Origin of the sequence: Pandoraea norimbergensis (genome assembly GCF_001465545.3) — a bacterium.
Classification (GTDB): domain Bacteria; phylum Pseudomonadota; class Gammaproteobacteria; order Burkholderiales; family Burkholderiaceae; genus Pandoraea; species Pandoraea norimbergensis.
Window position 1 is genome coordinate 5,019,317 of record NZ_CP013480.3, and the last position, 12,705, is coordinate 5,032,021.

13 protein-coding genes and 1 pseudogene are annotated in these 12,705 nt (G+C 61.3%); 8 read left to right on the forward strand and 6 right to left on the reverse strand.

Annotation, left to right across the window (positions count from 1 at the left end; translation table 11 throughout):
• The first annotated feature begins 135 nt into the window (after positions 1-135).
• The 3 genes and pseudogenes from adk (at position 136) to AT302_RS21885 (ending at position 2,276) form a co-directional block, all read left to right on the forward strand.
• Complete coding sequence (gene adk / locus AT302_RS21875) at positions 136-801, forward strand: adenylate kinase (RefSeq protein WP_058375824.1); 666 nt, start codon at positions 136-138, stop codon at positions 799-801.
• Between the two features lie 132 nt (positions 802-933).
• Positions 934-1,613, forward strand: a pseudogene (locus tag AT302_RS21880) (SDR family NAD(P)-dependent oxidoreductase).
• A 168-nt stretch (positions 1,614-1,781) separates the two neighbouring features.
• Complete coding sequence (locus AT302_RS21885; RefSeq protein ID WP_058375825.1) at positions 1,782-2,276, forward strand: Mpo1 family 2-hydroxy fatty acid dioxygenase; 495 nt, start codon at positions 1,782-1,784, stop codon at positions 2,274-2,276.
• Between the two features lie 66 nt (positions 2,277-2,342).
• On the opposite strand, the gene AT302_RS21890 is transcribed toward AT302_RS21885, so the two are convergent.
• Both AT302_RS21890 and murJ read right to left on the reverse strand, forming a co-directional pair.
• Positions 2,343-3,209: a SirB1 family protein gene (locus AT302_RS21890; protein ID WP_058375826.1), complete on the reverse strand. Its 867-nt coding sequence runs from the start codon at positions 3,207-3,209 to the stop codon at positions 2,343-2,345.
• A gap of 24 nt (positions 3,210-3,233) precedes the next feature.
• A complete protein-coding gene (gene murJ / locus AT302_RS21895; protein ID WP_447639682.1) occupies positions 3,234-4,829 on the reverse strand; it encodes a murein biosynthesis integral membrane protein MurJ in 1,596 nt (531 codons plus the stop codon).
• Between the two features lie 135 nt (positions 4,830-4,964).
• Here murJ and rpsT point away from each other — a divergent pair, with 135 nt between their 5' ends.
• Positions 4,965-5,237 (forward strand): 30S ribosomal protein S20, encoded by a 273-nt coding sequence (gene rpsT, locus AT302_RS21900; protein WP_058375828.1) that lies wholly within the window; start codon positions 4,965-4,967, stop codon positions 5,235-5,237.
• 142 nt (positions 5,238-5,379) lie between these two features.
• On the opposite strand, the gene AT302_RS21905 is transcribed toward rpsT, so the two are convergent.
• Positions 5,380-6,078, reverse strand: coding sequence for an outer membrane beta-barrel protein (locus AT302_RS21905; protein WP_058375829.1), 699 nt, complete (start codon positions 6,076-6,078; stop codon positions 5,380-5,382).
• Positions 6,079-6,397: 319 nt separating this feature from the next.
• Positions 6,398-6,709, reverse strand: coding sequence for a DUF3579 domain-containing protein (locus tag AT302_RS21910; protein WP_058375830.1), 312 nt, complete (start codon positions 6,707-6,709; stop codon positions 6,398-6,400).
• A gap of 348 nt (positions 6,710-7,057) precedes the next feature.
• Between AT302_RS21910 and argF the strand changes: the two genes are divergently transcribed.
• From argF to AT302_RS21925, 3 genes are all read left to right on the forward strand, one after another.
• Positions 7,058-7,984 (forward strand): ornithine carbamoyltransferase, encoded by a 927-nt coding sequence (gene argF, locus AT302_RS21915; protein ID WP_058375831.1) that lies wholly within the window; start codon positions 7,058-7,060, stop codon positions 7,982-7,984.
• 359 nt (positions 7,985-8,343) lie between these two features.
• Positions 8,344-8,667: a pyrimidine/purine nucleoside phosphorylase gene (ppnP, locus tag AT302_RS21920; protein ID WP_058375832.1), complete on the forward strand. Its 324-nt coding sequence runs from the start codon at positions 8,344-8,346 to the stop codon at positions 8,665-8,667.
• Positions 8,668-8,753: 86 nt separating this feature from the next.
• Complete coding sequence (locus AT302_RS21925; RefSeq protein WP_157125849.1) at positions 8,754-10,202, forward strand: patatin-like phospholipase family protein; 1,449 nt, start codon at positions 8,754-8,756, stop codon at positions 10,200-10,202.
• Here AT302_RS21925 and murB read toward each other — a convergent pair.
• The gene (gene murB / locus AT302_RS21930) at positions 10,192-11,217 is read right to left on the reverse strand and encodes a UDP-N-acetylmuramate dehydrogenase (RefSeq protein ID WP_064674991.1); all 1,026 of its coding nucleotides are present in this window, start codon (positions 11,215-11,217) and stop codon (positions 10,192-10,194) included. The two genes, AT302_RS21925 and murB, sit on opposite strands and share 11 nt — an antisense overlap.
• Before the next feature lie 263 nt (positions 11,218-11,480).
• On the opposite strand from murB, the gene AT302_RS21935 reads away from it, so the two are divergent.
• Entirely contained in the window at positions 11,481-11,966 is a 486-nt protein-coding gene (locus tag AT302_RS21935) for a YajQ family cyclic di-GMP-binding protein (RefSeq protein ID WP_058375834.1), read from the forward strand.
• Positions 11,967-12,052: 86 nt separating this feature from the next.
• On the opposite strand, the gene plsY is transcribed toward AT302_RS21935, so the two are convergent.
• Positions 12,053-12,658: a glycerol-3-phosphate 1-O-acyltransferase PlsY gene (gene plsY, locus AT302_RS21940; RefSeq protein WP_058375835.1), complete on the reverse strand. Its 606-nt coding sequence runs from the start codon at positions 12,656-12,658 to the stop codon at positions 12,053-12,055.
• Between the last annotated feature and the right edge of the window lie 47 nt (positions 12,659-12,705).

Sequence of the window (12,705 nt, forward strand, 5' to 3'; positions counted from 1 at the left end):
GCGCGCCGCCAGCGCGCCATGTTGCGTGTCGTATTGCGTGCCGGTCAACGCCCCGCACGCCCACGCAAACCCCGGAGACGAGACTGCCTGCCGCACGCACAGCATTCACAAATCACAAACTTTCAGGAGTCATCGATGCGTCTGATTTTGTTGGGGGCACCCGGGGCCGGTAAGGGCACCCAAGCCACTTTCATCAAAGAAAAATTCGGCATCCCGCAAATCTCGACCGGCGACATGCTGCGCGCCGCGATCAAGGAAGGCACCCAGCTCGGTCTGGAAGCCAAGCGTTTCATGGACGCAGGCGATCTGGTGCCGGACGGCGTCATCATCGGCATGGTCCGCGAACGCCTGACCGCCGACGATTGCAAGAATGGCTACCTCTTCGACGGCTTCCCGCGCACCATCGCGCAAGCCGAAGCCATGAAGGAAGCCGGTGTCGCCATCGACTTCGTGCTCGAAATCGATGTGCCGTTCGATGAAATCATCACGCGCATGAGCGGTCGTCGTACGCACCCGGCGTCGGGCCGTACGTACCACGTCAAGTTCAACCCGCCCAAGGTCGAAGGTCAGGACGATGTGACCGGCGAACCGCTGGTGCAACGCGACGACGACAAGGAAGAAACGGTCAAGAAGCGTCTGGCCGTGTACGAATCGCAGACCAAGCCGCTGGTGGCCTATTATTCGGATTGGGCCAAGCACGGCAGCCCGGGCGCCATCGTCGACGCACCGCAGTATCGCAAGATCTCGGGCCAAGGCAGCGTGGACGAGATCCGCGCACGCGTGTTCGATGCATTGAAGTAAGCGCATCACCATCGCACCCGCGACCATGCGCCGACCCTCACCTATCCCGGTTGACGTTCGGCGCAGATGACGCAACAGAAAAAGGCGGCCAGTGCAGACTGGGCCGCCTTTTTTGTCTCAGGAGGATGACGCATGGAAATTCAGGGCAATGTGTTTCTGATCACCGGTGGCGCCTCGGGGCTTGGCGCGGCCGCCGCGCGCTGGCTCGCCGGACTGGGTGCGACGTCACGCGCGAGGACGACGGCAAAGCCGCCGTGGCCGCCGCGCAGACACTGGGCACGTTACGCGGCCTGATCAATTGCGCGGGTATCGCCATCGGCAGCAAGACCGTCGGACGCGACGGCCCGCACCCTCTCGATGCGTTCTCACGCGTCATCCAGATCAATCTGATCGGCACGTTCAACATGATCCGGCTGGCCGCCACGGCCATGAGCCAGACCGAGCCCAATGGCGAAGGGGAGCGCGGTGTGATCGTCAACACGGCATCGGTGGCCGCCTACGACGGTCAGATGGGACAGGCGGCTTACGCAGCATCGAAAGGCGGTGTCGCGAGTCTGACGCTGCCGGTAGCACGCGATTTGTCTCGCAGCGGCATTCGCGTCATGACCATCGCACCGGGCATCTTCGAGACGCCGATGATGCTGGCCATGCCCACGGAAGTGCAGGCCTCGCTCGGGCAGATGGTGCCGTTTCCCCCGCGCCTGGGCAAGCCATCGGAATACGCGATGCTTGTCGAACAAATCGTGCGTAACCCGATGCTCAACGGCGAAGTCATCAGGCTGGATGGCGCGATCCGCATGCAGCCCAAGTAGCCACGCGAGCGCCGCCCAAGGCACCCAGAGACACTTTGCCGCATCGCAGCAATTTGCTGTGCCGAGTATGACTACAATGAAACTCAGGCCGCACTCTGCGGCCGACTCCGACGCCGGTACATCGCCGGCCCCGCGTGTTCCCCCCGTCCCCCGAGGCAGGAGGCTGGCATGAAATCACTGGCGCAACAGATGTCGTTCTACCAGCGCTATCACCGCAGTCCCAAGAATCGTCTGACCCATTTCTTCGGCGTTCCCATGATCATCCTCGCGGTGATGCAGGCGTTTTCGTGGATCCCGCTCGGCCCCAGTGGCCTGAACGCCACGCATGTGATCGTGCTGGTCCTGCTGATGTACTACTTCCTGCTCGACGTGCCACTCGCGCTGGCCATGACCGCATTCTTCGCCGTCATGCTCGCGGTGACCCAGCATCTCGCCCGTCTGCCTTGGCCATGGGCACTGACCGCGTTCGGTGTACTGTTCATCGGCGGCTGGATCATCCAGTTGATCGGGCACCATTTCGAGGGACGCAAACCTGCCCTGCTCGACAATCTCTTCCAGATCTTCATCGCGCCGATGTTTCTGATGGCTGAAGTGTTTTTCTACTTCGGCTACAAGCCGGGACTGCGGCGCCAGGTGGATGAACTGGCTGCGCAATCAGCATGAAACAAAAACGCCAGCCTCATCGGCTGGCGTTTTTTCGTTTTGCTGCATGAGCGCCCGAATCCGGTGTTACCCGTGACTGCCCGGTCGACGGCTCAGGTCGTCAAGCACCTGCCGGATGGCGTCGGCATCTTCGGCTTCGGGTCGCTTGCTCAGATAAAGCTCAAGGTCATCTTGCGCCGGGCGTATGAGTTTGAGCCGCGCGTAGGCTAACCCACGGTCACGTTTCTCGATCGGCTGGTCGGGCAGCAGGAGGACCATGCGTTCCTGCACGGCCAGCAGCCGCTCCCACCGCTCGTTCTGCGTATAGATCGCCCGCAGATTACGGAGCATGCGCGCGAGGATCTCCCGCGGCGTTGCCGGCTCCAGAAACGGATGCAATAGCGCCCAAAGCGCCAGCTCCTGAATCGGTTCGGCGCTTTCGTCGCGGTAGTGCTTCAGATACGGCTCGACCATTTCCAGCAGTCGCTGCGGTGAAAGCGAATTGCCGGAGAGCGGATCGATGACCACGTCGCCGGCCGGCACCGCCAGTCTCAGCAGAAAATGACCCGGGAAGGACAACCCGCGCAGCGGCAGTCCGATCTGATGCCCGATCTCCATGCACAACACCGCGAGCGAAATCGGAATACCGCGCCGACGATCCAGCACGATATGCAGGTGGCTATTGTCGGGATCGTAGTAATCGTTCTGATTGGCAGAGAAGCCGAGTTCGCGGAAGAAGAAGTGATCGAGCAGTTGCAGCTTCTGCAATGGACCCGCGTCAGTCGGCAAGCGTCTGGACAGCCGAGCGGCAAACGCGTCGATCTGCGTGAGCGTGTCCTGCACGTCGAGATCGGGGTAGACGTCCTGCGCGATGGAGATAGCCGCTTCGGTCAGCGGCAGGCCATCGTCAGACGCCACCAGTGCTGCAAAGTACTCGAGAAAGCGATTCGCCATGCGGCACCCGTAGGTCCTGCCGCGTCAATTCGTGCGACGGCGGAAGAACGAGAAATTGAAACCCATGAGGAATAATGCGCCGAAATACACCACGGCGCATAGCACCAGACTCGCGCCCAGCAGCGCGATACGTGCGAGCGGCCGCGCCCCGAGGGCGACCCAGTCGAAGCTCTGCGTGAACCACAGCAACACACCGGCGAGAATCAGACACGCCGCCAGCAATTGCACGAAAAAGAGCCGCCAGCCGGGCGCAGGACGGTAAATACCCCGCTTATAGAGCCCCGCGAAAAGCAGCGCTGCGTTCATGCAGGCGCCCACGCCGATCGAGAGCGACAAGCCTGCATGCGCAAACCAGCGCACGAACAGCAAGTTCGACAGCTGCGTGGCAATCAATACCACGATGGCAATCTTCACCGGCGTCTTGATATCCTGTTTGGCATAGAAGCCCGGCGCCAGAATCTTGATCAGAATCAGGCCAACCAGTCCTACGCCATAGGCGGTCAGGGCATGGGCGGTCATCACGACGTCGTTGGCGTCGAATCGACCATATTGGTAGAGCGTGGCGGTCAGCGGTTCCGCGTAGACGAAGAGCCCCACGGCGCTTGGCGTGGCCAGCAAGAACGTCAGGCGCAGCCCCCAGTCGAGAAGCGCCGAATATTCGGCGCCGTCGCCATCGGCATTGGCACGCGAGAGGCTCGGCAGCAGAATTGTGCCCAGCGCCACGCCCAGCAACGCTGTCGGAAACTCCATCAGGCGATCAGCGTAGGCCAGCCACGACACGCTGCCCTGAGCGAGCCGCGACGCAATATTCGTATTGATGATCAGGCTGACTTGCGCGACCGACACCGCCAGCGTGGCCGGCACCATCTTCGCGAGCACCCGCTTCACGCCGGGGTTGCGCAAGGCGGCCACGATATTGATGGTGATGCGCGGCACCATGCCGATGCGGGCGAGCGCCGGCAACTGAATAAGCAGTTGCAGCACGCCGCCGACGATGACGGCGTAAGCCAGCGCGTAGACGGGGGTTTCGAGGTGAGGCGCGACCCACAGCGACGCGACGATCGAGCTGACGTTGAGCAGCACGGGCGCGAAGGCGGGCACCGAGAACTGACGCCACGTATTGAGCACCCCGGCGGCAAGCGTCGTGATCGAGATCAGGGTGATGTACGGGAACATGACGCGCGTCATGAAGACGGCGGCGTCGAACGTGCCGTTTTCGCGCGAGAGCCCGGTCGCGACCGCATAAACCACGCCGGACGCCCCGAGAACCCCGGCGACGGTGATCGAGAGCAATACCCAGAACAGCACCGTGGTGACGGAATCGACCAGTGTTTTGGTCTCGTCGGCGCTTCGCTGCGACTTGAATTCGGCCAGAATTGGCACGAATGCCTGCGAAAACGCCCCTTCTGCGGACAGACGGCGAAGCAGATTGGGGATACGGAACGCCACGTTATAGGCGTCGGTCATTGGACCGGCCCCGAACATGCGCGCAATGAGAATTTCACGGACCAGACCGGTGATGCGCGAAAGCATCGTAAAACCGCTGACCGTAGCGAGAGCTTTTAGCAAATTCATGTTGCGGGTATTATACGCACAGCATTGCAGCAAAGACGTTGCAATTTCCGTTGGCCTTCGGCTATAATCGACGGTTTCGAAGTCAATGGATTGCTTCCTGGCCACCGTGTCTCCCAGGGAGCCGAGCCAAACTGCATAGAAAGCCGCATCAGGCGGAGCAATTCAAGGAATTCACCGAACATGGCAAATACTGCACAAGCACGCAAGCGCGCGCGTCAAACCGTTAAGATCAACGCTCACAACTCGGCGCTGCGTTCGCGTCTGCGTACGGCTGTGAAGGCTGTCCGCAAGGCTATCGCCAAGGGCGACCAAGCCGCTGCCAAGGAAGTGCTGCGCACTTCGGCAAAGACGATCGACATCATTGCTGACAAGAAGATCGTTCACAAGAACACCGCTGCTCGCCAAAAGAGCCGCCTGTCGGCCGCCATCAAGGCGATGTCGGCTGCTGCCTAAGACAGCAGGTCGAAAGACCACGCTGCAAAGCACTACAAGTTGCTTGCCGGTTCTGACTTCGGTCGGAACACTAAAAAGCCCGCTTTATGCGGGCTTTTTTCTATTCTGCGACCGGAAACTACGACCATCGACGTTCCGCGCATCAGAACGCGTAGACGAGCCCCACCCGAATCGATTGCGTATTGCCGATCACGATGTTGTCGACCTTGCGGCTGAGCGACGAATTGATGAACTCGTACTGACCGCGCACATGCAAACTCGGCGTGATGCGATACGTGATGCCCGCACCGATGGCCGGGCGCACTTTGAACGTCGACGACTTCCGGATGCCCATCGCCTCCATGTCGGCCGTCGGATCGTTCTTGTAATTCAGCCCGTAGACGCCCACGGTGCCAAACAGCTCGAACTTGTCGGAGAGCGGATAAATACCCAGCGCCACGAGCCGGACGCCATGCATTGCAACGTTCTGGTTGCTCTTGAAGGAAGCGGGATCGCCACCCGGCCTCATCTGCCAACGCCCGTCAAAGGTATTTTTGAACGTGCCCAGCAAGGCATACCCCAGTTCGACAGCAAAGGCGGGCGAGATTCGGTAGCCAACACCGAGTTGCAGCGTCGAGGCCCCCTCCATCGTGGACGCCTCACTCACGCTCATTGCGGCGCCGCCAGCCTCAGGAAATCCGCCCCGAAGCGGGGTGTCGCCCGCCTTCGCGACGTTCGCGCCAATATCTCCATATACATAGAGGTTTGTGCTGGCCGGCGCGTTCGCTGCCTCCGCCACTTTCGCCGTCACACCCCAAGCGCCCAGCATGCACGCCGCCACCTTCCAGACTGCCTTTTTCATCGATAGACCTCTGCGGTGAAATCAACTCGCCGGACAGGGCAACTTACTCCGCCCGGCACCCGCTGAAAGCATGACGAAATGCCCCGCCAAGCGGTGTGGGCGAACTCCCGCTCGACAGTGGGAAAGCTCCGGGTTTTGCCTTGCTGGTCAAGGATGTGCGCGACGATGCCACAGAAAATCAGCGCGACAGAAAGGACACGTGAGGCAGGAAAGGTCAGGCGGGAGAGAAATCGGAAAAGGCAGGCGACGGTGAGTCAGGGCCAAAGGCCCGGCACTCACGTCAGGCCGAAGACATCGGCCCAGGGGGTACTGAAGAGTATTACTTTACGTCGGGAACGAAGCAGGCTTCGGTCAGTTGCAGATCGTTGTCGCGGGCGAAATTCATGACGAAATCGAACGCCATCGGCTCGATTTCGCGAAGTCGCTCGTCAACGACGACGCATTTGACGTCACCCACCATAATCGGGCGCACATAGGGGGAGTACTGCATGTATGCGTTCGGGCCGGTACCCCGGCCACAGAACGACACGGCGCCGCACAGACGTTCCGCCCAGTCACTCGGCCGGAACTTCTTGCCATCCCGGGTCAGACCCTGGATGAAATACTCGCGCGCGGAAACCTGGTCGGTCATATCGCTCAATCACCTCAAAAAAACACCTGACCAGCCATACGCGGGTAGCGTTGCTGACAGAGACAGTATTATATCTTATATAAGACTCAAACCCGTCTCCCCACCGTTGCCGCAGATGTTTTTTTCGGTCTTGCCAGCCCTTCCGGGCTGTGCCGCAGCGGTGTCGATCATACGCTTTTCGTGTGACGACAAAACGATTTGGTAGACTAGGGGTCTGCTCCTCCAAGTGGGGGAGCGGGCCTTAAGGCTTGTTCGTCGCGCCGACAGCGGGCGAGTTCCCGCCGGGTCTCCCGATCTCGTGTTTGCCTTCGTGATCCCCCGATTCTCGGCCTCCTGCAGAACATCCACATGACCACCGCTAAACCCATCAAGCATTACCTTCAATTTTCGGATCTGGCACTCGACGAGTACGATTACGTGCTCGAACGCACCCGCATCCTCAAGAAAAAATTCAAGAACTACGAGACCTACCATCCGCTGCACGACCGCACGCTGGCGATGATTTTCGAGAAAAGCTCGACCCGCACGCGACTGTCGTTCGAAGCCGGTATTCACCAATTGGGTGGGCACGCCGTGTTCCTGAACACGCGAGATACGCAACTTGGCCGCGGCGAACCGATCGAAGACGCCGCCCAGGTCATCTCGCGCATGACCGACATCATCATGATCCGCACGTTCGGGCAGGAGATCATCGAGCGCTTTGCGCAACATTCGCGCGTGCCGGTGATCAACGGCCTGACCAACGAGTACCACCCGTGTCAGGTGCTCGCGGATATCTTCACGTACTACGAGCATCGCGGCCCGATTAAGGGCAAGACCGTGACGTGGATCGGCGACGCCAACAACATGTCGTACACGTGGATTCAGGCGGCCGAGATCTTCGGCTTCCAGGTCAACATCTCGACGCCGCCGGGCTATCGCCTCGACCAAGCCATGGTCGCCGAATCGAGCCGTCCGTTCGTGCGCGAATTCGACGACCCGCGTGAAGCCTGCGAAGGCGCCGACCTCGTGTCGACCGACGTGTGGACCAGCATGGGTTATGAAGCCGAAAACGAAGCCCGTAAGGCAGCGTTTGCTCAATGGTGCGTGAATGCGGACCTGATGAAGCAAGCCAAGGCCGACGCCCTGTTCATGCACTGCCTGCCTGCCCACCGTGGCGAGGAAGTGTCGGCCGACGTGATCGACGGCCCGCAAAGCGTCGTCTGGGACGAAGCAGAGAACCGTCTGCACGTGCAGAAGGCACTCATGGAGTACCTGATGCTCGGCCGCGTCTGATCAGACAGACCGACGGCAAGCGCGACGCGCCAAAGGCGCCTCGCCTTCCGCTATCATCGCTAACGCGCCGCAGCGCTTGCCGCTCGGCGCGTTTTTTGATGTTTTTTGGCGTTAATTGACGATAGGGCAGCGATTTTCTGCCTTTCCTCATAGCCACACGATCTAAAGCGCACTGCCCGTCAGAACATTTCGCAATTTGCACCACTTCGGTGCGGATTTGTTGTGCACTGCACAAATGTCAACCGGGTCGACGCTCGAAACGTGCTAGCATGAATTCACCCCTGCCCGCCTGATGTGTTGGTTTTGCACCGACGCCGAGCCGCAGGATCTCCGACTTCCGAATCAAACCGCATCCGGTCATGACGCAAAACGCAACGCAGTTCGACAACGTTTCCGTAATCAAGCGCGCTAATACTTATTTCGACGGCAAGTGCGTCTCGCACACCGTGCTGTTCCCGGACGGCACCCGCAAGACGCTGGGTGTGATCTTCCCCGCCACGCTGGCGTTCGGCACCGATGCACCGGAAATCATGGAAGTGACAGGCGGCCGTTGCCGCATTCGTCTGGCCGGTCAGACCGAGTGGCAGGAATATGCCGCCGGTGAGCAGTTCTCCGTGCCGGGCAACAGCAAGTTCGATATCGAGGTCGTCGAGACGCTCGATTACGTTTGCCACTACGGCTAATCGCCGGCCAGCATCGCAACCGCACGGATTGATTCGCGCGGTTGCTCTCTCGGCCGGTTCAGCGCGGCCCGGCGCCGCTACCCACTATGTCGCGTCTGCCCCCCGAATTTGCCGACGATTCTGGCGACAATCCTGCCGACGATGCTGCCGGCAACCTTCCCTCTACGCCCCCCTCTGGCAACGCCAGTCTGTCCGACACCGCCGCGGCGCATGCGAATGGCGCCGCCACCGATCTTGAGCCCAGCGACGTCCCGTTGCTACCGCCTGACGGTCTGACGGCACCCGCGAAATCCGGCAAGACAGCCAAGACGGCTGAGCCCGCCAAAGCCCGCACCCGGTCATGCAAGCGCGACGCGGCAGAAACACCAGATACCTCCGACACCCTCGACGCGAAAGGCTCCGACGCCTCTGCAGCCAAAGGCGCCAAGGCGAGCGCAACGCGTCCGTCGCGCAGCCGTCGCGGCAGTGCCAAACGTAAGGGCATCGACCTCGGCCTGCAAGGCGGGGGCGCGCACGGCGCTTACACGTGGGGCGTGCTCGACAAGTTGCTCGAAGACGGACGTCTCGAGTTCGAGGGCATCAGCGGCGCATCCGCCGGCACCATGAATGCGCTCGTACTGGCGCACGGCCTGCTGGACCGGCCGGGTGTCGACCCACGCGAAAAAGCCCGTGAATCGCTGCACAGCTTCTGGCTGGGGGTATCACAGGCCGGCTCATCGGCCACGGCGTGGGCGCAAACCGTCTTCAGTTGGCTCAATGGCCGTCCGACCGAATACCCGGTGTGGCACGACTGGATGCAGAGCATGCAGCAGTGGATGATGCCGTTTGCGCAGCCCACGGCCGAAATCAACCCGCTGCGCACTGTGCTGGAGGCGCAGGTCGATTTCGAGCGTTTGCGCGAGAGTACGGCCACGCGCCTGTTCGTCTCGGCGACGAATATCCGCACGGGCAACATCCGCATCTTCCGCACGCATGAAATCACGCTCGACGTCGCGATGGCGTCGGCCTGCCTGCCGTGGCTTTTCAAGCCGGTGAAGATCGATGACGATTTTTACTGGGACGGCGGCTATCTCGGCAACCCGCCGCTCTACCCGTTCTATTACGAAACGCTCACGAGCGACATTCTGATCGTGCACATCAACCCGATCGAGCGCAAAGAGAAGCCTGTGCTGCCGGGTCAGATCATGAACCGCGTGAACGAGATCACTTTCAATGCGTCGTTGCAGCGCGAATTCCGTGCGATTTCGTTCGTGCACAAGTTGCTTGACGAAGGCTGGCTCAAACCGGAATTCCGCAAGCGTCTGAAGTACCCGTTGATTCACTCGATTCGTGCCGACAAGGAGCTGTATGACTTGTCGTCGTCGACCAAATTCGTGACCGACTGGCATTTTCTGACGACGCTGCGTGATCGCGGACGCGACGCGGCCGCCCGTTGGCTCGACGAGCATTTCAACGACGTGGGGGTGCGCTCTACGGTGGACTTGCGACGCGACTATCTCCAGCGGCTGCCGGACGCGACGTCGATCAAAGCATGAGCGGTTCGGGTTCGAGCGTGATGCCGAAGCGCGCGTGCACGCTGGCCTGCACGGCCTTTGCGAGCGCGACGATATCGGCCCCGCTCGCCCCGCCGCGATTGACCAGCACCAGCGCCTGACGCTCGTGTACTGCCGCCGTCGGCGCGTTATCGAGCGATTTGCCGCGCCAGCCGCATTGATCGATCAACCACCCGGCGGCGACCTTCCAGGTGCCGTCGGGCTGTGCATAGCCGACGATCTGCGCAAAGCGCTCGCGCAGCGAGGCAAACGTCTGCGCATCGACGACCGGATTCTTGAAGAAACTGCCGGCGTTGCCGAGTTCCATCGGATCGGGCAGCTTGCGGCGGCGAATATCGGCCACCGCTTCGAATATCTGCACCGCGCTGGGGGCCTCGACGCCCGCATCGGCAAACGTGCGCGACACGTCCGCATAGCCGGTCACCGCCTGCCACGGACGCGGCAGGCGCAGCGTCACCGACACGATGATGTAGCGCCCGGGTTCGCGTTTGAACAGCGAGTCGCGATAGCCGAAAGCACACGCTTCGCGGTCCAGCGTAACGAATTCACCGGTCGACGTGTCGAGCGCACGCAACGAGGCGAAACGCTCGGCAAGTTCGAGCCCGTAGGCACCGATGTTCTGGATAGGCGCCGCGCCCAGCGTGCCGGGAATCAGCGCGAGGTTTTCGAGCCCCGGGCACCCTTGCGCCAGCGTCCAGCCGACGAAGTCGTGCCAGACCTCGCCCGCACCGCCACGCACGTAGCTCGAATCGGCATCATCGGCCAGCCGCTCGCGGGCGCGAATCGCCATCTTCAGCACCACGCCGTCGAAGTCGCGGGTCAGCACAACATTGCTGCCGCCGCCGAGCACCAGACGCGGCAAGTCCGCCAGTTCAGGCATGGCGAGGGCGGCTACCAGCGCCGCTTCGCTATCGATCGTGACGAAGTAGCGGGCTGTGGCGGGCAGACCGAAGGTATTGAATTCGCGCAGGCTGACGTCGCGTTGCAACTGGAGCATGAAGAGTGGTGATGTGATTCAGCGGCCGGGCGGCCCCGCAAATGATTGCGGGATGGATGCAGAACGGACGCCTGAATTACAATGTCGGGCGAAAGAATTTTGCGCATTATACCGGCCATGCCGCGCAGTACCGTTGATTACCCGGATTGTGCGGATTGTCCGGATTGCCGGGACTGGCCGCCCCACGGCGCAGGCGCCTCAACGGCGCCGCACGCGGGGCCAGCCGTCCCTTTCACGAACCCTTTGTATTTCAGGAGAGCCAGATGCCATCGTTTGACGTGGTTAGCGAAGCCAACATGGTAGAGGTCAAGAACGCCATCGAGCAGGCCAACAAGGAAATCTCGACGCGTTTCGACTTCAAGGGGTCGGACTCGCGTGTCGAGCATAAGGAGCAGGAGATCACCCTGTTCGCCGACGACAACTTCAAGCTCGAGCAGGTCACGCAGGTGCTCATCGCCAAGATGGCCAAGCGCAATGTCGACGTGCGTTTTCTCGACTACGGCAAGGTCGAGAAGGTCAGCGGCGACAGAGTCAAGCAAGTCGTCAAGGTGAAGAAGGGCGTGGAAGGCGATCTGGCCAAGAAGATCGTGCGCCTGATCAAGGACAGCAAGATGAAGGTGCAGGCGAGCATTCAGGGCGACAGCGTGCGCATCGCCGGCGCCAAGCGCGACGATCTGCAAAGCGCCATGGCGCTGCTGCGCAAGGACGTGACCGACACGCCGCTCGACTTCAACAACTTCCGCGACTGAGCGTTGTTGTTTCAGCTAATAAAAAACCCGCAGTGTTCGCTGCGGGTTTTTTTATTGGGCGGGCGCGGTGAGTCCCGTGCCGCCCCTTACTTCTTCTTGCTGCCGATACGGCTTTCCTTGCCCGCGATCAGCTTGGCGATATTCGCGCGATGGCGATAGATCAGCAGAATCGCCATGACGATGACGGCGGGCGCATACGGCCCCAGGCCAAACATGAACACGTAGTACAGCGGTGCGAACACGGCCGCGACCAGCGCCGCCAGCGACGAATACCGGAAGAAAACGGCGATGATGAGCCACGTGGCGGCCACGGCCAGCCCGAGAATCGGGTCGATCGCGAACAGCACGCCCGCAGCAGTCGCCACGCCCTTGCCGCCCTTGAAGCGCAGGAACACCGGGTAGAGATGGCCGATGAACACGGCCAGCGCCACTGCCGCCAGACCGAAGTCGCCGACGCCCCAGGCGTCGGCAAAGCGCTCCGCGAGGTACACGGCGAGCCAGCCCTTGAGGGCGTCGCCGAGCAGTGTGAGCACGGCGGCCTTCTTGTTGCCCGAGCGCAGTACGTTGGTTGCGCCGGGATTGCCCGAGCCGTAGCTACGCGGGTCGGCGAGACCCATCGTGCGGCTGACGATCACCGCGAACGGCACCGAGCCGATCAGGTACGCGAGGACGATAAAAACCAGAGTGGCCATGAACTTCTAGCGTGAGGAAGATTTGTAATGGGCGCCATTCTACTTGA